Annotated in this window: 14 protein-coding genes; 12 read left to right on the top strand and 2 right to left on the bottom strand. The window is 66.4% G+C overall.

What is annotated here, in order from left to right; translation table 11 throughout:
• The first annotated feature begins 83 nt into the window (after positions 1–83).
• The 5 genes from ASE72_RS04110 to ASE72_RS04090 all read left to right on the top strand — a co-directional run bounded on the left by ASE72_RS04110 (position 84) and on the right by ASE72_RS04090 (position 9,111).
• Complete coding sequence (locus ASE72_RS04110) at positions 84–2,417, top strand: beta-glucosidase family protein (RefSeq protein ID WP_056016966.1); 2,334 nt, start codon at positions 84–86, stop codon at positions 2,415–2,417.
• 138 nt (positions 2,418–2,555) lie between these two features.
• The gene (locus ASE72_RS04105) at positions 2,556–5,828 is read left to right on the top strand and encodes a TonB-dependent receptor (protein WP_056016963.1); all 3,273 of its coding nucleotides are present in this window, start codon (positions 2,556–2,558) and stop codon (positions 5,826–5,828) included.
• 55 nt (positions 5,829–5,883) lie between these two features.
• Positions 5,884–6,588, top strand: a complete 705-nt coding sequence (locus ASE72_RS04100) for a SapC family protein (protein WP_056016960.1) — start codon at positions 5,884–5,886, stop codon at positions 6,586–6,588.
• A gap of 4 nt (positions 6,589–6,592) precedes the next feature.
• Complete coding sequence (locus ASE72_RS04095; RefSeq protein WP_443024734.1) at positions 6,593–7,615, top strand: cupin-like domain-containing protein; 1,023 nt, start codon at positions 6,593–6,595, stop codon at positions 7,613–7,615.
• On the top strand, positions 7,612–9,111 hold the full coding sequence (locus ASE72_RS04090) for a tryptophan halogenase family protein (RefSeq protein ID WP_056016954.1): 1,500 nt from the start codon (positions 7,612–7,614) through the stop codon (positions 9,109–9,111). Before ASE72_RS04095 ends, ASE72_RS04090 begins: the two co-directional genes overlap by 4 nt.
• Positions 9,112–9,531: 420 nt before the next feature.
• Here the strand turns inward: ASE72_RS04090 and ASE72_RS04085 are convergent, their stop codons facing one another.
• Positions 9,532–9,801: a hypothetical protein gene (locus tag ASE72_RS04085; RefSeq protein WP_056016951.1), complete on the bottom strand. Its 270-nt coding sequence runs from the start codon at positions 9,799–9,801 to the stop codon at positions 9,532–9,534.
• 88 nt (positions 9,802–9,889) lie between these two features.
• Positions 9,890–11,737, bottom strand: coding sequence for a M61 family metallopeptidase (locus tag ASE72_RS04080; RefSeq protein ID WP_056016948.1), 1,848 nt, complete (start codon positions 11,735–11,737; stop codon positions 9,890–9,892).
• 319 nt (positions 11,738–12,056) lie between these two features.
• On the opposite strand from ASE72_RS04080, the gene ASE72_RS19545 reads away from it, so the two are divergent.
• The 7 genes from ASE72_RS19545 to ASE72_RS04040 all read left to right on the top strand — a co-directional run bounded on the left by ASE72_RS19545 (position 12,057) and on the right by ASE72_RS04040 (position 19,724).
• Positions 12,057–13,184, top strand: coding sequence for a serine hydrolase domain-containing protein (locus ASE72_RS19545; protein WP_235532222.1), 1,128 nt, complete (start codon positions 12,057–12,059; stop codon positions 13,182–13,184).
• A 245-nt stretch (positions 13,185–13,429) separates the two neighbouring features.
• A complete protein-coding gene (locus tag ASE72_RS20115; protein WP_156350101.1) occupies positions 13,430–13,591 on the top strand; it encodes a hypothetical protein in 162 nt (53 codons plus the stop codon).
• A complete protein-coding gene (locus ASE72_RS04065; protein WP_056016945.1) occupies positions 13,588–14,151 on the top strand; it encodes an alpha-ketoglutarate-dependent dioxygenase AlkB in 564 nt (187 codons plus the stop codon). The genes ASE72_RS20115 and ASE72_RS04065 overlap by 4 nt, the downstream gene beginning before the upstream one ends.
• Positions 14,148–15,032, top strand: a complete 885-nt coding sequence (locus tag ASE72_RS04060; RefSeq protein ID WP_056016942.1) for an exonuclease domain-containing protein — start codon at positions 14,148–14,150, stop codon at positions 15,030–15,032. The genes ASE72_RS04065 and ASE72_RS04060 overlap by 4 nt, the downstream gene beginning before the upstream one ends.
• Before the next feature lie 123 nt (positions 15,033–15,155).
• Positions 15,156–16,442 carry a cation:proton antiporter gene (locus ASE72_RS04055; RefSeq protein ID WP_056016939.1) on the top strand — a complete coding sequence of 429 codons (1,287 nt, stop codon included), beginning with the start codon at positions 15,156–15,158 and terminating at the stop codon, positions 16,440–16,442.
• 63 nt (positions 16,443–16,505) lie between these two features.
• The gene (locus ASE72_RS04050; protein WP_156350099.1) at positions 16,506–17,651 is read left to right on the top strand and encodes a hypothetical protein; all 1,146 of its coding nucleotides are present in this window, start codon (positions 16,506–16,508) and stop codon (positions 17,649–17,651) included.
• A 318-nt stretch (positions 17,652–17,969) separates the two neighbouring features.
• Complete coding sequence (locus ASE72_RS04040) at positions 17,970–19,724, top strand: sensor domain-containing diguanylate cyclase (protein ID WP_056016930.1); 1,755 nt, start codon at positions 17,970–17,972, stop codon at positions 19,722–19,724.
• Positions 19,725–19,816 lie beyond the last annotated feature (92 nt).

Here is a 19,816-nt window from a genome sequence, read left to right as displayed (position 1 = left end):
CGCTTCGCATTGACATCGATGTCGGACTTGGCGATCACGCCGCCAAGCCGCTCGGGAAGACGCGGCATGGGAGGATATTTAAGATGAGCACCCGATTTCCGCGGATCGCCTGCGCGCTGATGAGCGTCGCGCCGATCGCGCTTTCGGCACAGACGCTGCCGGTGCCGCTGCCGGTGGCGGGGTCCGCACAGGCGTCGGCGTCAAGGACCGCCGGCGTACCGGCTGCCCGCACGGCCGAGATCTGGCGCGACACCACCAGGACCGCTGCGGACCGCGCGGACGCTCTGGTGAAGGCGATGACCAGCGCCGAAAAGCTGCGTTATGTTCACGGCATATTCCCGCCGATGGCGAAGCTGGCAACCGCCGACATGATCCCGTCCGCGGGTTACGTACCCGGTGTCCCACGTCTGGGCGTACCGACGTTGCGCGAGAGCGATGCGTCGCTGGGCGTCGCCAACCAGGTCGAGCAGCGCAAGGGCGACGTGGCCACCGCGCTGCCCGCGAGCCTTGCCACCGCCGCCAGTTTCGATCCCGCCATCGCCTATGCCGGGGGCGCGATGATCGGCAGCGAAGCGCGCGCGAAGACCTTCAACGTGTTGCTGGCCGGCGGCGTGAACCTGACGCGCGATGCCTGGAACGGGCGGAACTTCGAATATCTCGGCGAAGATCCGCTGCTGACGGGCGTGATGGGCGCGGCGTCGATCCGGGGCGTCCAGTCGAACCATATCGTCTCGACGATCAAGCATTTCGTCCTGAACAGCCAGGAGACCGGGCGCGCCGTGCTCGACGCGCGGATCGATCCGACCGCGCTGCGGGAAAGCGACCTGCTGGCGTTCGAGATCGCGATCGCGGACGGGAAGCCGGCTTCGGTCATGTGCGCATACAATCGCATCGACGGTGACTATGCGTGCGAGAACAAGCGTCTGCTGACCGACGTCCTGCGCGGCGACTGGAAATATCCGGGGTTCGTCATGTCCGACTGGGGTGCCGTCCATTCCACCGAGAAGGCCGCCAACGCAGGGCTCGATCAGGAATCGGGTCAGGAACTCGATGCCAAGGTCTATTTCGGCACGCCGCTTGCCGACGCCGTCGCTGCCGGGCGGGTCTCGACGGCACGGCTCGACGACATGGTCCGCCGCATCCTGACCGGCGTCATCGCGAGCGGGCTTTACGACCATCCCACGCCCCTGTCCGCCCAGCCGATCGACTATGCCACGAACGCCGAGGTCGCACAGCGTGCCGCCGAGGCCGGGATCGTCCTGCTGAGGAATGAGAACGGCCTGTTGCCGCTCGCCAGGACGGCGCGATCGATCGTGGTCATTGGCGGGCATGCCGATGTCGGCGTGCTGTCGGGGGGCGGCTCGTCGCAGGTCCGCTCGGTCGGCGGCGTGCCGATCGAGATCCCGCTCAAGAGCGGCGCGGCCGCGTCGTTCGCGCGAATTACCTATCATTCGTCATCGCCGCTTCGGGCCATCAGGGCGCTGGCCCCCAACGCGACGGTGACGTTCGTCGACGGCACCGACCCCGCCGCCGCCGCCAAGGCGGCGCGCGCCGCCGACCTCGCAATCGTCTTTGCAACGCACTGGCAGACCGAGGCGCAGGATGCGCCATCGCTTTCGCTTCCCGATAACCAGGATGCGGTGATCGACGCGGTCGCCGCCGCCAACCGACGCACCATCGTCGTGCTGGAGACCGGTGGACCGGTCCTGATGCCGTGGGCGACGCGCGTGCCGGCGATCGTCGAAGCCTGGTATCCGGGCCAGCGTGGCGGCGAGGCGATCGCGCGCGTCCTGTTCGGCGAGGTCGATGCATCGGGTCGTCTGCCGATCAGCTTCCCGCGGACCATCGAGCAGCTTCCTCGCCCCCGGCCGGTCACATCGCCGACCGGCGCGACGAGCAACGATGCCTCGGCCAATGCCGGTGCCGGCGACGCCGGCCTGCTGCCGGCCTATCCGGTCACCTATCAGGAGGGGGCGAACGTCGGGTATCGATGGTACGCCACGCGCAAGGACTCGCCGCTGTTCCCGTTCGGCTTCGGGCTGAGCTATGCCAGCACCCGGATCGGCAACCCACGGTTCTCGGGCGGGGCCAATGCCAGCGTGACGTTCGTCGTTACCAATCGGACCGCGCGGACGGGCGTCGCGGTACCGCAGCTCTACGCAACGCTGCCGGACGGCGGCGCGCCGCGGCTGGTCGGCTGGTCCCGCCAGACGCTGGCAGCCGGCGAGACCAGAAGCGTGACGATCACCGCCGATCCACGCGCGCTGGCGCGGTGGGACGCCGCCGGCTGGCGCCTGAGGGGCGGCGCCTATGCGCTGACGCTCGCAACCGACGCAGAGACGACGGTCGCTGCGGGCAGGGTCAACCTGACGGACCGTCGGCTTGCATCGGCGCGTGCTGCATTTGACACACCTTGAGGCAAATCCGCGCGCGAAAGGCCTTGATGTCACGCATTGATTGACATCGATGTCGGGCGAAAGCACGGTCGAGGAACGCGGGATTACACCGCCAAAAGTCACACGCCGGCAGGGACTTGCCGGTCAGGGAGGATGAGTATGAGGGGTTCTATTCCGACGGCGTTTGCACGCTCGACGTCGGTGTTGGCGTTGGTGGCGGGGCTGACGATGCCCACTCTGGCACAGGCGCAGACGGCGCCGGTGCCGGCACCGTCGGCACAGGCCCAGCAGGGTACGCCGCAAGCCGATACGTCGCCCGGTGCTACGCAGCCCGAGACGGGCGCGACCGCGACCAATGCGCAGCCCGACCAGGCCCCCGGCGACGATATCGTCGTGACCGGCGTCCGCGCCTCGCTCGAGCGGTCGATCGCGATCAAGCGCGACTCCTTCGGTGTCGTCGACGCGATCAGCGCGGAGGACATCGGCAAGTTCGCCAATACCAATCTCGCCGAATCGCTGCAGCGCATCACCGGCGTGTCGATCGATCGCCGCAACGGCGAAGGCTCCACCGTCACGGTGCGCGGCTTCGGTGCGCAGTATAATCTCGTCACGCTCAACGGGCGTCAGCTCGCGACGTCGAACATCGTCGCCGTGGGCGGTGACCAGGGCGGCGACGGGGCCGGCGGCTTTGGCCGGTCGTTCGACTTTTCCAACCTCGCGTCCGAAGGCGTCAAGACGCTCGAGGTCTACAAGACCGGACGCGCGGCGATCCCGTCGGGTGGCATCGGCGCGGCGGTGAACGTCGTCAGCCGTCGTCCGCTCGATTCGAAGGACACGGGTCTGCTCGGCTCGCTCGGCGTCAAGGGCAGCTACGACAACAGCTCGTCGGACTGTTTCGACTGCGGTGCGCGGGTCACGCCCGAGGTGTCGGGTACCGCCAGCTGGAGCGATCCCAACCAGCGGTTCGGCGTTTCGCTCTTCGGCAGCTATCAGAAGCGCAACTTCAGCTTCTCCAGCGTCGCGCCCGACAACTGGAACATCCGGTCGCTGACCGACTTCCTCAATCCCGGGAACGGCTTCGTCAACGGCCAGACGGTGATCAACAACCGTCCGACGAACGGCAATGTCCTGGTGTCCGTGCCGAACGACTCGCGCTATCACTTCTCCGAGGCGAGCCGCGAGCGCATCAACGGGTCGGGCGTCCTGCAATTCCGCCCGACCGATACGCTGACCTTCACCGCAGACGGCCTCTATGCGCAGCTGCGCCAGTCCGAACGTCGCTCGACGCAGTCCAACTGGTTCAATCGCCCGTTCGGCGTGGTCACGTTCGACGACGCCAGCAACGGCATCGCGACGACGAGCTTCCTGTCCGAAACGATCAACGGCGTGAAGGACGAGGCGTTCGAGCAGGCGTATCGTGCGCAGAAGAACAAGCTGTACGATTTCGGCGGCAACATCGAATGGAAGCCGACCGACCGCTTCTCGATCGCGATCGACGGTCATATCGGTCGGGCGGACAGCGCGCCTGACAATCCCAATGGCCAGACGTCGACGACGGTCGCCTTCAACGCGCCGGTCGTCGCCGCACATTCGCTGACGCTGGGCAAGAATGGCTTCCCCCAGCAGACGCTCAGCATCAACGACGGTTCGGTCAGCACGACGCCGACCGGCCAGTCCTTCATCAAGGGCAATGGCAACGGCGTGATCGATCTCGGCGATCTGTCGAGCGCGGTGCAGCGTCAGTTCGCGTCCAACCAGACGCAGCGGGTCAAGGAACTGCGCGCCGACGCCGGATGGGCACTGAACGACCAGCTCCGCGTCGATGCGGGTGCGGACTATCGCACCACGAATACGCGGCAGACGCAGTACAACACGCGCCAGGTCCTGGGTGACTGGGGCAACTCGCTGCCGCCCGACGTCGCGCGTCTCGCGCCCGGTCAGGTGTTCCAGTTCTGCAACGTGTGCAAGTTCGAGCACAACGACGGGAATCCGGATGCCAACACGCTGGTGGCGTTCCGTACGCAGGATGCGACGAAGCTCTACAACACGCTCCACGACTATTATCTCGGCGTGACGAACGACGGCGTGAACCATGCCGACAATATCGACGCGAACGACGACAACCGTGTCCGTGAGAATATCTGGTCGGGCTATGTCCAGGGATCGTGGAACGGCAAGCTGTTCGACCACAACGCGCAGCTGGTTGCCGGCGTCCGCTACGAAAACACCAAGGTGCGCGCGGTGTCGCTTCAGCCCGTGCCGACCGCGGTCGTATGGACGGCCGACAACGACTTCTTCGTGGCGAACACCGCCGATCGGCAGACTTTGTCGTCGCGTGGCGGGTACAGCAACTGGCTGCCCTCGGTGGATGCCAAGTTCGAGGTCGTCGACAACCTCTTTGCCCGCGGGTCGTACAGCAAGACGATCTCACGCGCCGGCTACGGCGACCTGTTCGCATCGACCAACGTCGGCGGTCCGGGGCGCCCGACGGCGATCGGCGGCATCGCCACCGGCACCGCGCACAATACCGATCTCGATCCGTTGTCGTCGGACAATATCGACGTCTCGCTCGAATGGTATCCGCGCAAGGACGTCTTCCTGTCGGCGGGCTTCTTCAACAAGAAGGTCCATAACTTCATCGGTCAGACGGTGGTCAACCGCAACCTGTTCGGTCTGCGCGATCCCACTTCGGGCACCGCGGGGACGCGCTCGGGCACCGCGCGCGACCAGCTCGCGAGCACGTTCAACGCGGACATCACCGACGTGAACCTGTTCACCTACACGGCGCTGCTGCAGCAGAATGCGGGCAACGTCGCGACGACGAACGCCCAGTTCGCGGCCAACTACAACACGCAGAGCCGCGCGTTGAACCAGGGGTTCGTCGATCAGATCCTCGGCCAGTACGACATCACCGCCAATGCGCAGGATCCGCTGTTCAACTTCGCGGTGAATACGCCGATCAACAACCAGGACGCGCACATCTATGGCGTGGAACTGGCGGGGCAGTATTTCCTCGGAGATACGGGCTTCGGCGTGGCGGCCAGCTACACGCTGGTCCGCGGCAATATCGGCATCGACATCGCCGCCGATCCGAGCGTCAACACGTTCGCACTGGTCGGTCTGTCGGATACGGCCAACGCCACGCTGATCTACGACAAGAACGGCATTTCGGCGCGCATGTCCTACAACTGGCGCGACAAGTTCCTCAGCGGCATCAACCGCGGCGGCGATCGCAATCCGGTGTTCACGGCCCCCTATGGTCAGCTCGACCTTTCGGTGAACTTCGACCTGACGCCCCGGTTCGCGCTCGGGTTCGAAGCGATCAACCTCACCGAGGAGGGCGTGCGCTCCTACGGCCGCGACAAGAGCAACCTCTGGTACCTTTCGGAAGGATCCGCACGGTATCTGGTCGGAGCGCGATACCGCTTCTGACCGAATGGCGAGAAGGCCGCTGACGAAAGCGGCCTTCCTCGTCTAGGATCAACGCATGGCCTCTCCGGTACTTCTCAACAATATCGACCACCGCGACCTGCGTGTCGCGGTCGGTCACCACGCGCGCTATGGCGATGCGATCAACCAGACGCGCGTCTTCCCGGGCGAGTTCGAGGAACTCCAGCGCGACTATGCGATCCTGCTGCGTCGCGACGAGCAAGGCGTCCTCTTCGCGACCGTCCTGCTGGGGCTCGATCCCGACGAAAACCTGTTCCTCGACGGCGAGAACTGGGACGCGCGGTACGTGCCGGCGGCGCGGGCGCGTGGCCCGTTCTCGATCGGCGTCGATGCCCATGGCGAACCGATGATCCACGTCGACCCGGACCATCCGCGGATCGTCGACGATGGCGAGCCGGTGTTCCGCGAGCTTGGCGGCAACGCGCCGCTGCTCGATCACGTCTCGACGATGCTGCAACGAATCTATGTCGGTCTGGAGACCGAAAAGGCGATGTTCGACGCGTTCGCCGACGCGGGCCTGCTCGAACCCGCCACACTGCAACTCGATCTCGCCGACGGGCGTCGTTATGACATTCCCGATCGCTTCACCGTCGATGCGGGACGGCTGGCTGCGCTCGACGGCAACGCTCTGGCAGCACTCCACCGGGATGATTTCCTGCGTCCGGCGTTCTGGATCGCCTCGTCGCTCGGCAACCTTCGCCACCTGATCGATCGCAAGCTGCGGAAGGAGTTCCGTGGCTGAGCGCGTGCGCGTGTCGCGCGAGGTGCGCGAGATCGATCACACCGGGGTCCTCGATCTGGAAGCGTTGATCGCGACCGAGGAGCCGGTGATCCTCCGCGGGCTCGCCGCCGACTGGCCGCTGGTCCAGGCCGGACGGAGGTCGCCGCACGAGGCTGCCGCCTATCTGCGTGGGTTCGATGCCGGCCGTCCCGTCACCGGCTATGTCGGCGATCCCGCGATCAGGGGGCGCTTCCATTATGACGATACCGCCACCGCGATGAACTTCGTGGCCGAGCGGATCGCGCTGGGGGCTTTCCTCGATCGCGTGCTCGGGCATCTCGGCGACGCCGAGGCGCCCGCTTATTATCTCGGCTCGACCGACGTCGAGACCTATCTTCCCGGCTTCCGACGCGAGAACGATCTGGCGCCCCACGGCGACGTCTTCGATCGTCACGCGCCGCTAGCCAGCATCTGGATCGGCAACCGCACGATCGCGTCCGCGCACCATGACATGTCGAACAACGCGGCGGTCTGCGCCGTCGGGCGGCGACGCTTCACGCTGTTTCCACCCGACCAGGTCGGCAACCTCTATCCCGGCCCGCTCGCGCCGACCCCGGGCGGGCAGGTGGTGAGCATGGTCGATTTCGCTGCGCCCGATCTCGATGCCTATCCCCGTTTCGCTGCCGCGCTTGCCGCCGGATCGGTGGCCGAACTCGAAGCCGGCGACGTGCTCGTCTACCCGGCCCTGTGGTGGCACCATGTCGAGGCGCTCGACGACTTCAACGTGCTCGTGAACTATTGGTGGAACGCGGCGCCGGCCTTCATGGACACGCCGATGGATACGCTGCTGCACGCGCTGCTCAGCCTGCGCGACCGGCCCGCCCAGGAAAAGCGTGCGTGGCGCGCGATGTTCGACCATTATGTGTTCGGCGATGCGGAGGCGGTCGCGGCGCATCTGCCGCCCCCCGCACGCGGACCGCTCGCACCGCTGGACGAGCCCGGCGCCCGTCAGTTGCGCGCCTATCTGCTGCACAGGCTGAACCGATGACCGAGACGTCTGAACGCCCGCGGACCCGCGTCGTGGTCGCGGGCGGTGGCACCGCCGGATGGATCGCGGCCGCGGCGATCGTGCGCCAGCTCGGATCGCTCGTCGATGTGACGCTCGTCGAATCGGACGAGATCGGCACCGTCGGCGTCGGCGAATCGACCATTCCAACCGCGCGCAGTTTCCATGCGTTTCTCGGCATCGACGAAGCCGCCTTCATGCGGGCCACGCAGGCGACCTTCAAGCTGGGCATCGCGTTCGAGAACTGGCGTCGGCTCGGCGACCGCTATTTCCATCCGTTCGGCAGCGTCGGCAGGTCGGTGGCGATCGCCGACTTTCAGCATTTCTGGCTCGAGGCGCGTGCCCGCGGGTTCGGTGGCGCCTACGGGGATTATTCGCTCGAACAGCAGGCCGCGGGCGCGGGGCTATTCGGTCACGACGAGCAGCATTCGCTGGCATACGCCTACCACCTCGACGCGACCGCGTATGCGCGGTTCCTCCGGACATTGGCGGAGCCCTGGGGCGTGCGGCGCGTCGAGGGACGCATCGACCGGGTCGAACGTGACGGCGAGGGGGGCGATATTGCAGCGCTCGTCCTGGCATCGGGCGAGCAGATCGCGGGCGACCTGTTCATCGACTGCACCGGCTTTCGCGCGCTTCTGACCGAGGGCACGCTCGGGACCGGCTATGAGGATTGGTCGGAATGGTTAGCCACCGACCGGGCGCTTGCGGTGCAGACGGAGACGGTCGCGTCGCCCGTGCCGTACACGCGCGCGATCGCGCACACTGCGGGCTGGCGCTGGCAGATCCCGCTCCAGACGCGGACGGGCAACGGTCTCGTCTATTCCAGCCGGCACATGAGCGATGACGAGGCCCACGCGACGCTGATCGGCGCGCTCGATGGCCGGCCGCTGTTCGAGCCGCGCCCGCTGCGTTTCCGCTCGGGGATGCGCCGACAGGCCTGGAACCGGAACTGTATCGCACTGGGTCTCGCGGCGGGATTCATCGAGCCGCTCGAGTCGACCAGCATCCACCTGATCATGAATGCGGTGATCCGTCTGATCCAGCTGTTCCCGTTTCGGGGTGATGATCACGCTGCGCTCGCCGCGCGGTTCAACGCGCAGTCGCGACACGAGTGGGAGCATGTCCGCGACTTCATCATCCTGCATTACCACGTTACCGAACGTCGCGATTCGCCGTTCTGGCGCGACTGCGCGCGGATGACCGTTCCCGACAGCCTCGCCGAGCGGATCTCGCTCTTCACCACGACCGCGGGTGCCTGGCAGGGACAGGACGACCTGTTCAGGATCGATTCCTGGGTTTCCGTCATGCTCGGGCAAGGCGTCGTGCCACGCGCGCATCACCGCATCGCAAGCATCATCAAGGGACAGGAGCTGCAAAACTCCTTCGCGGATCTGTCCAGGGGGATAGCGCGCACGGTGCGGACGCTGCCGCGCCACGGCGAATTCCTCGCGCGATATTGCCCTGCTCACGGCTGATGCCTTGCGCCGCCGTTCCTGCATGCGGGCCTAACCGCTTTCTTGCGACGAACGCGTGTCCAGAGCAGGAAGGCGAAAATGGGCGCACGCGTGTCTGGAGGCGGGTCTTTGGAGACCCGGGCTGCCGGGCAGTATCGGCCAACGTCTGACATTGCGCGGGCCTCGCAGTTCGCCTCGCGCGTCTCTTTCAGTACGCAGCGTGTCCGCGTTCCTTCCCGAGCACGACGGTCATGACGGCGGGTCGGTCGCCGAGCGCGGTCGTCGCAACGATGAATGACCGGATGACGGTGCCGAATCCCTCCACCAGCGGCCCTGGCGCTTACGCCTAAGACGCAAAAAGGGCATCCGGGTCGCCCCGGATGCCCTGTTCTTACAAGCTGCTTGGGAGCAACCTAGCTGCGGTTTTACGCGGTCAGTCTTTTAGATGCCATTCGAAAGATTGGTGTCCGGGTCGTTGGTGCGCATGTCGTCTGCCTGATTCTGGCCGGTTGCGCGCACGGCGTCGGCCTTGTTCTCAAGTGTGGCTTCCGCTGCGGCGTTGCTCGTATCGTCGGCCGCGTCTTCGAGGTTGTCGGCGACGGCTTCGGTGTTCGACTCGATCTGATCAGCCGCCTGCTCGCGCGGGCTGGAGTTGCAGGCTGCGAGCGAGAGCAGGCCGGTAGCGACGGCGACAGCGAAAACTTTCTTCATGATCAACCCTTTTTGTGGTGGCACAGGGATACACGACGGCCGCCGGATTTCAACGCCTATCCGCTCGGTCGGGTATCGCTGTTCCCGGCTAGTCGGCCGCGATATCCTGCCCGAGCCACGCGGTGCGAAACGCGATCTGTCGGGCGGTCGGCGTGATGCCCGCGGTTTCGTAGCGGACGACCTCGACGGTGGGGTCGGCGACGAAGGTCAGCGTGGCGCGGCGTTCGACGCCGCGCTGGCGGTAGACGATGTCGGCGGTCTGGCCGGGTTTGTAGCGCGACAGCGCCGCGGCCGTCTCCGCATCGCTGGTGATCGACGTCCCGCCCAGGCTGACGATCTGGTCGCCATTGTCGAGGCCGGCGCGATAGAGTGGCGTACCGGGTGCAGGCGCGCCATCGATGCGGACCTCGCTGCCGGTCGCCTTGAGGCGGACGTTGCCGAACCACGCGGCGGCCGGGCTGGCGGGACGCAGCTTCAGACCCGCCTGGTCGAGCAAAGGGGCATAGTCGGGGAGCGCGCTGGCATCGATCGAGGTCCTGAAAAAGGCGTCGGCGAAGGCGGGGTCCTTCGTCACCGCGCCCAGCGCGCGCGACAGGTCGGCACGCGTATAGGGGCGCTCGGGCTTGCCGAAGGTCTGCCACAAATGCCGCATGAAGGTGTCGAGCGTGATGTCGGGGTAACGCTGGCGCAACGTCAGGTCGAGCGCGAGCGCGAGGCCGGCGCCATAGGTGTAATAGGACACGAAGATGTTGGGGTTGGTCGCGTCGATCGCCTTTGCCGCGTCGACGAACGGCGCGCGCAGGCTCATCTCCTGCGGGCCGCCATAGCTGCGGGCGGTGCCGGTGGTGAGCGCGTTGACGGTCGAGCCGACCCCGCGGAGATACGCGTCGATCGCGGATTCGCCCGCGCGGCGGATCATCAGCGGCCCGTAATATTGCGTGAACCCTTCGGCGAGCCACAGCGACGGGGTCGGGTTGGCGCGGGTGAAGTCGAACGGCTCGAGCTCGGCGGGGCGGATCCGCTCGACATTCCAGCTGTGGAAGAATTCGTGGCTGAGCGTGTCGATCTGCGAAAACTTTGCCGCCTTGAACGAGCGCGGCTGCGAGATGATCGTCGAGTTGCGATGTTCCATCCCGTCGCCGCTGATCTGCGGCATGTAATCGGCGATGAAGGTGTAGGTGCCGAAGTCGTAGGCGGGGTGTTCGCCCCACAGCGCGATCTGCTGCGCGACGACCTTCCTAGCGCTGGCGGCGAAGCGATCGAGATCGGCGGGCGTCCCGTCGTGATGGACCGCGAGGCGGATCGTGGCGCGTGTCGCCCCTTCGCCGACCTGCCATTCGCGCAGGTCGAAATCGGAGAGCTCGGTCGGGCTGTCCATGAAATACTGGAAGTCGGGCGCGGCGAAGGTGTAGCGGTCGCCGGTCGGCTGGAGCTGCGTCGCGACCTTCCACTTGGTGTCGAAGGGCACGAACCGCACGCGGATCGGGCGCTTTTCCTGTCCGGCCGCCCACAGGAAGGTCGCCGGCATGTTGAGATGCGCGTGCGTTGCATCGATCTGCGCATAGGTCCCGTCGCCGTGATCGCCGAACAGCGTGTAGGTGACCGTCACCGTGCCGTCGTGCCCGGCGACCGTCCAGCCATAAGGGTCGGTCCGCGTCACCGCGAGCGCGCGACCGCGGCCATCCCTGGCGGAGAGCGCATAGACGTTCTTGGCGAATTCGTGAATCGCGTAGCGGCCGGGCGACGACCGCGACATCTGGACGCGCAACGGGGCAGGGCCGAGATCGCGCCAGGTCGCGGTGACCTGCGCCTCGTGATGGACCGCATTGGGGAAGCTGATCTCATACTGCGTCGCCGCTGGGGCATTGGTCTGTGCGATCGCGGGGGGCGCGAACGGCATCAGCATGGCGGTAAACGTCGCGAAAACGGTCTTCATGGCTGGTCCCCCGGATAATCTCCCGGGTAGCTAGGATCGGACGGCATTCATCTTGTCAACTTGCCCGCAGGGGGCGACGCCGGAGGAAGACTAATCTTCTCAAACATTACGTCGGCATGAGACGGGAATAAGAGCGTCCTGCCGGGACACGGGGAGAGACCCAAGGAGGCGCGACGCTGGTCTGCGCTACCGTCCGTGCAGGAATGCATGACCGTCGGGAGCCGCGCAGGTCGGCAAGCCATTCAAATAACCAGATTTGGGCCAGTGACGCCGCGGCGTGACGCTGTATGGTCCGGCTTCGTTTGCGGGGGGGATGCGCATGGTTTCGGTGTCGAGGCGTACCGTGCTGGCGGTTCCATGCTTCGGAGCGGTCGCGGTGACCGCGACGCGCGCACGGTCGGCGCAGTTGCCGGCAACGCTCGACGCGATGCCGGCGTGGCTGGAGCTGGCGTCGGTGCCCGGTGCAAGCTGGGCGGTTCTGCAGGCGTCGGGCACCATCGCGAGCGGCGCGGTCGGCTATGCCAGGGCGAATGACGTGCTGGCGACGCCCGACACGCTGTTCGAAGCGGCGTCGCTCTCCAAGGTCGTCCTGGCGGTCGCCGTTCATGACATGGTGCGCGGTGGTCTGATCGATCTCGACAGGCCGGTGGCCGACCATGTCGCGTTCACCGACGATCCCCGAACGCGCACCATCACGCCGCGGCACCTGCTCTCGCATTCCAGCGGCCTGCCCAACTGGCGGGACGCGGCGGGCGAAGCGCTGACGAGCGCGTTCACCCCCGGCACGAAATTCCGTTACTCGGGCGAAGGCTTCGTGCTGCTCGGTCGACTGATCGAAGCGGTGACCGGGGAAACTGCCGCGCGGGTTGTCGCGGCGCGCGTCCTGCGGCCGGCGGGGATGCGCCGGAGCAGCTATGGCTGGGCGCACGGCAGCGAGCCGCTGGTCGCGTGGGCGCATGATGGCGCCGGTGCGCTGCTCGCGGACAAGGGGCCTGCAGAATTCGCAGCGCGTCGCGACGCCGGGCCATCGACACCCGTCGACCGCTGGACGCAGGCCGAGCGGGAGAGCGCGGCCGTGTCGCGCGGGACGCCGGCGATGCCGATGTTCACGATCCCCAACATGGCGGCCGGGCTGTGGACGACGGCGGCCGATTTTGCCCGGTGTCTCGCGTATGCGCAGCGCTACACGATGCTTTCGACACCGACGACACGCGTCAAGGGGACGCTCGACTGGGGTCTCGGGTGGGGGCTGGAGCGCGGTACGGACCGACGTTTCGCCTGGCACTGGGGCGCGAACGACGGCGTCGCCAATTTGTTTGTCGTCGATCTGGCATCGAACATGGCGGTCGTGGTTCTCACGAACGGCGATTCCGGGCGCAGGGTCTATGAGCGTGTCGCCCGTGCGATCTTCGCCCGGGAGTTCGATGCGTTCGCGTGGCTGAAGTGATGGATAGTCGCGGTGGTGGTTCGGCCTACGCTCGTTCCTCGGTTAACGGACCGAGCCGGGTAGCCAGGCGCGGCTGATGAGTCGGATGTGCGATCGGCGAAAGTCGGCAAGGCGGTCCGAACGTCTGCAACCGGCGCTCGCCAGCGGCGGGACTGCGGCAGCCGTGCTCGGCTCGAACGCAGCGGGCGCGGCGATCGTACACCAGACCCGTTCCCACTTCGTTCCGTGTTTGCTATCGGCGGAGGATGACCGCCGTCGCCCGCACGATCGTCCCCGTCGCCATGGACGCCTGTTTCGCCTTCCTGGAAGCGGGCATCCGGCTGGTCGGCGCTGCCGTTTCAAGCCGCACCGCGGCGCCGTCAGCCATGCCGGGCCGGCGCCCGATCGTCGCGGCGATAAGGGCGTGACCCTGGACCTGTTCGACGCGCCGGTGCTGCCCGGGCTCAGTACGCGCGTCGACCTGATCGATGCGGGCGAGGAGCACGCGTTGATCGAGCGCATCGATGCGACCGATCTCACGCCCTTCCGCTTCCAGGGCTGGACCGGCAAGCGGCTCACGACCTCGTTCGGGTGGAGCTATGACTTCGAGGTCGGCCGGCCGGCAGAGGCACCACCCATCCCCGGGTGGCTGCTGCCGTTCCGCGACCGGGCGGCCGGTTTTGCAGATCTCGATCCGGCGGAGCTGATCCAGGCGCTGCTCATCCGGTACGATCCGGGCGCGGGCATCGGATGGCATCGCGACCGGCCGATCTATGGTCACGTCCTCGGCATATCGCTCGGCGCGCCCGCCGAGATGCGGTTCCGGCGCAGACGCAGCGATGGGTTCGACAGGGTGTCGGTCCCGCTCGATCCGCGCGCCGCCTACCAGCTGAGCGGACCCGCCCGTCACGACTGGGAGCACAGCATCGTCGCGATGGAGCGGCCGCGCTGGTCGATCACGTTCCGCAGCCTTGCGGGTCGCGCATGATGGCCTCCGACCCCGTTCACCAGCCTCCATCGCCCGCACCGGATGCCGCCGTACCCGACTTCGTCGTCGTCGACGTGGAGACGGCGTGCTCGCGTGTCAGCAGTATCTGCCAGATCGGTATCGTCGGCTTCAGGGACGGCGTCGAGCTGTTCGCGTACGAGACGCTGGTCGACCCGCTCGACCATTTTTCGTCGTTCAACACGCGCATCCATGGGATCACCGGCGATCATGTCGTTGGCGCGCCGAATTTCGGCGACGTCCATGCCGTCATCGACGGCCATCTCGCGGGCCGGATCACCGTCGCGCACTCCTTCTTCGACAAGGGAGCGCTTGGCGCGGCGTGTGCGATCCATGGGCAGGCTGCCATCGAGACGACGTGGCTCGACAGCGTGCGCGTCGCGAAACGCGCATGGCCCGAGCTGCCCAGTCACAGGCTCAACGTGCTGACACAATTCCTTGGCGTTCGGCACAAGCACCATGATGCGCTGAGCGACGCGCGTGCCGCCGGCATGGTGATCGTGCGTGCCATCGAGCACACCGGCATCGGGCTCGCCGGCTGGCTGTCGTCGACGAGCGGGCGCCGCGGTGTCGTGTTGAAGGCCGCCGCGACGGGGCCAATGAAGGGTGAGCGCGTGGCCATCCTCGGCGGCGCGCGCGATGGCACGCTCGCGCGGCATCTGGCGGCCGCCGGTGCGCGCGTCATGGCCTCGGTCGGTTCCACGACGACGATGCTCGTCATCAGTGATGACCAGCCCTTCGGCCGCTTCGTCACCGTGCATGCGGACTACCGCCGGGCGGAGGAGCTTCGGCGGGGCAAGGCGACGATCGAGATCGTCACCGAAGCGGAACTTCGTCATCGCCTCGCGCTGCCGCTGACGTGACGGAATTTCGGGCTTCCCTTCGCCTCTTCCGGAACGTTGGCATCGGCGATGCGCTCGGACGCCGGAGCCCATGACCGTGCCGAGCCTGCGGCACGGTCCCATTCCCGACCCGAAAGACCCGTCATGATCGCCGCTTTCGGGTTGCCCGACCCGTACATCCTCATTCTGACCGGGTTTGGCCTGCTCACCGCGCTGGTCGTCTGGCTGCCGCTGGCGCTCCGCAAGCTGCCCTTGTCGTTGCCCATCGTGTGCATCGGGCTTGGCGCTGCGCTGTTCTCGCTGCCGCAGGTGACGCTCAGGCCGCTACCGCTTCTGTACCCCGAGATCACCGAGCGCTTTACCGAGTTCGTCGTCATCATCGCGTTGATGGGCGCCGGCCTGAAGATCGACCGGGTGTTTCACTGGCGCGAGTGGGTGGTCACGTGGCGTCTCCTTGCGATCACGATGCCGCTCGGCATTCTCGCCATCGCCGCGGTGACGGCGTGGGGGATGGGATTGCCATGGGCGATTGCGCTGCTGCTTGCGGCGAGCCTGGCACCGACGGATCCCGTTCTCGCCTCCGATATCCAGGTCGGGCCACCCAAGAGCGACGACGAAGACGAGGTGCGCTTCGGACTGACGTCGGAAGCAGGGCTCAACGACGGCTTCGCGTTTCCGTTCGTCCATCTCGCGATCATGGCGGCGGCCGCTGCCGGCACGCAGGAGCCATGGCTGGGTGAGTGGCTGAGCTACCGCGTGCTGTGGGAAATCGGCGCGGGCGTCGGCGCCGGCTGGCTGATCGGTCGCGCCTTTGGCTGGCTGACCTTCCATGTTCCGGCGCAGACCAAACTGGCGCAGACCGGCGACGGGCTGATTGCGCTGGCCGCGACGTGCATCTCCTATGGCGTGACCGAGATCATCCATTGCTACGGGTTTCTTGCGGTGTTCGTCACGGCGCTGACGTTTCGCGGGACGCACCGAACGCACGATTTCCATCACGACATGCACGATGTCACCGAGCAGATCGAACGACTGGCGATGATGGTGTTGCTTCTGCTGTTTGGCGGTGCGCTGGTCAGCGGCCTGCTGGCATCGGTCTCGCTGACGGACGTGCTGGTCGCGCTGGTCATTCTGCTGGTGATCCGCCCGGTCACCGGGCTGATCGGGCTGTGGGGGCACCGCGCGGACCGGTCGGAGAAGCTGACGCTGGCGTTTTTCGGCATACGCGGCGTCGGGTCGATCTATTACCTCGCCTATGGCCTCAACCATATCCACGTGACGGGCGCCGAACGGCTCTGGGGACTGGTCGGGCTGGTCGTGTTGTTCTCGATCGTGCTGCACGGGCTCACCGTGACGCCGATCATGCGTCTGCTCGACCGCACCCATGGGCGAGACCCGGACAAGGATGAGCGGCCTGCCGAGGGCGGCTGACGTCTTCGCGTCCCGACACGTGTGACGCTTGACAGCGGGAGCCGGGTCAAGGACGATGATACAATGCTGGCCCTGCTGCTTCTCGCCGTACAAGTTACCGCCGCGCCGCCATCGCCGGATATTGTCGTGGTTGGCAAACGAGCAGAGCGAGAGCTGACCGCTTGCATTGCCCGCAACTGTTCGCCTGACGAAGAGATCGAACTTACGCTCCAAACCTCTGTCGAGCAATTTACCGGTGGCCGGTATGACGATGCCCAACGGTCTCTCCAGAAGGCGATCAAGCGCAACGTGGCGTATGCAGAGCGGTTGCCGGGCCCCGTCTCAAGTCTTTACGCCACGCTCGCTACCGTTGCCGAGCATCAAGGCAATGACGAGCTGTGGCTGAGGTCGGCCCGCAACAATGTACTGACGCTGCGCCGCTATCTGGGGGAGGCCAATAGCGCGACGTTGGGGCAGGAGATCGACTTTGCCGATACTCTGATCAAGCTGGGCCGGCTTCAACTTGCCGAGGGCATTTATAAAAAGGTCGAGCGCCTGGCCATTGCGCAGGGACAAGGCGAAATCGCCGCGGGGAGCGCCTTTCGGCGGGCGTGGCTGCTCATGGGCTCGGGTCGCTACAAGGACGCCGAGCGCGTCGCGGACGAAGCCGTCGGCCTGGCCGCCAAGAACAAAACGACGATGACCGACCTGCGCGACATATTGCGCGCCCGGATCGCGTTCCAGCAAGGCAAGCGTGACGGAATCGAGGCGCTTGCCGCGCGACTTCGTCAGAACCCCGAGGGGCCGCCGAAGCTGCTCTATGCGCCACCGATCAATGACATCAACGCGATCCGGACGTTGGTCGAGAAGGATCCCTGGCATGATTCGAAGATCAGATTTGCCGATGTGGGGTATTGGGTTCGGCCTGACGGGAAAACCGCCGGCGTCGAGGTGCTGCGCAATGCCGGACTCGGACAATGGGCGCCCGGGATCCTGAAGCAGATCGGTTCACGCCGCTATATTCCCCTTAGCGGCAGCGAGAATGATGCGGGCATGTACCGGATCGACCGGTTCACCGTGCGGGCAACGTTCGAGATACCAACGGGCAGCCGCATACCGCAGCGGATCGGTCCGCTCTCCGTCCATGTCGTCGATCTCACCGAAACGGATGCCATGAAAGAGGTGAGCCGCAGACACGCGCGACAGGCACGTCTGAACGCCGGCAGCTAGCGGTCCAAGGCGCCGACGTTTCGGCAGCGGCGCGCTTTGCCGCGATTACACGCACCTCGTGGAGGCGTAGCGTCCGCTGATGTCGCGCCCGGTGACGCGCTCCGTCAGACGCAATGCGGGGGCTGGTGCGGAATATTCGCCTCGGGCGGACCGTATCCTCCGCCGGTCCGTCGGCCGCGCGGCGGGCGACACGCGATGGCGCTGGTCGATACGACAGCGTGATGATGCGCGACGGTAATCTCGTCGTTAAGGATTTCCCGATAACCGATTGCAATGCGACGAATGATTATACGATTGGGTGATTCACCGCTCGGTCCGATGGCTCTCGGCATTGCCTATTTCACCTTTGCAGTGGTGTCGCTGCTGGCGACACGCGGGGCGCATGGCATCGCCGCGATCTGGCCGCCGAGCGGGATCCTGCTGGCGACGCTGCTCATCGTCCGCCGGCGATCGGTCTGGCGGTTCGCGATCGCGGCGCTCGTCGCGAGTTTCGCCGCCAATTTTCTCACCGGCGCCGATCTCTACGTCTCCGTGGGATTTACCGCCGCCAATGGTCTCGAGGCGGTCGTCGCCGCGCTGCTGCTGCGGCGGCGGTCGGGACGCCGCGTATCGTTCGTCGATCCGGCGGGGCTGGCCGCGTTCTTTCTGGCTTCGCTGGTCGCGGCGCTGGTGAGCGCGGGCGTCGCGGCGTGCATCGCGCCGCAGGCCGGCCGCGCGTTCATCCTGTCCTGGTTCAGTACCGTGTGGCTCGGCATGCTCCTCGTCACGCCGCTGTTGCTCGCGCTGTTCGAGCTGCTCGTGTCGGCACGGCAGGCGGTCGCGCGGCGCGATGTCCTCAACCTCATCGCTATCATCATCTGCACCGCGGTCGCGGCGGGCGCGACCTTCTCGCAAACCCGGTTTCCCATGCTGTTCGTGCCGATGATGGTGATCGTCGTCGCGGTCCTGCGTGGCGGCATGCTCGGCGGGATCATCAGCATGATCGTCGTCGCGGCGATCGGGTCGCTCGCGCTCGGGTGGGATTCCGGCCCGATCTTTCTGATCCGGGGATCGCATGATTCGCGGCTGCTGTTCTTCCAGTTCTATCTCCTGTCGCTGTTCGTCTCGGCATTGCCGATGGCGACGCTGCTCGCGGCGCGCGATCGCCTGAGGGTCAATCTGTCCGAGCGTATCCGCCTGCTCGATCAGGCGGAGGCCGCCGCGCATATCGGCCACTGGCGGGTGAATTCGGTCAACCAGACCATTTTCTGGTCGCCGCAGGTCTTCCGCATGCACGGGCTTCCCGAAGATCGGCCACCGTCGCTCGAACAGGCGATCGGCCTGTATCATCCGGATGACCGGGCGGTCGTGTCGCAGGTTGTCGCGGAAGCGCTCTCCAGCGGGCAGCCCTTTGCCTTCGAGGCCCGGATCGTCCGGCCCGATGGCGCGATCCGTCATGTCGCGACACAGGGCGAGCGCGATTATTCCTCGACCGACGATGCGATCGGGCTGTTCGGCCTGATCCGTGACGTGACCGAGCAGATCGAGGCGCGAAAGGTGCTGCAGGATGCGCGCGACGCCGCCAACCGGAGCGCGGAGAGGGCGATGGCGCTGGCCTCTACCGATGCGCTGACCGGGCTGGCGAACCGCCGGCGGATCGTCGAATATCTCGATGCGACGCTGTCGGACGTCGCTGACGGCGATGCCGCGCTGTCGGTCGTGCTGTTTGACATCGACCATTTCAAGGCCGTCAACGACCGGTACGGGCATGATGTCGGCGACGAGGTGCTGAAGCGTGTCGCGGCGTCGGCGATCGAGGGATTGCGGAGCACCGACCTGATCGGCCGTTATGGCGGGGAGGAATTCGTCATCATTTTGCCGCGGACCGATGCGGACACCGCGTTGCAGATCGCCGAACGCGTGCGGTCCCGGATCGAGGCATCGCGGGGTGGCGCGCAGCCGAGGGTCACCGTCAGCCTGGGCGTTGCGACGACGCAGGGCGACGACACGGGGCATGTCATCCTCAAGCGTGCCGATGTCGCGCTGTATGCAGCGAAAGATGCCGGGCGGAACCGATTGCGCTTGGCGTCATGATGCTGCGGCGTCAGGATAAACTGCGATCAGCCGCGACAGGCGGCGATGCGGCAAAGTCGACTCGACGGGGGGAGCCGACGGGGGAGGGCGAT

The organism is Sphingomonas sp. Leaf20 (assembly GCF_001421535.1).
In the GTDB taxonomy this organism is placed as follows: Bacteria; Pseudomonadota; Alphaproteobacteria; order Sphingomonadales; family Sphingomonadaceae; genus Sphingomonas.
Note: the sequence above shows the minus strand (reverse complement) of the source record. Positions and strands in the feature narration are given on the sequence as shown.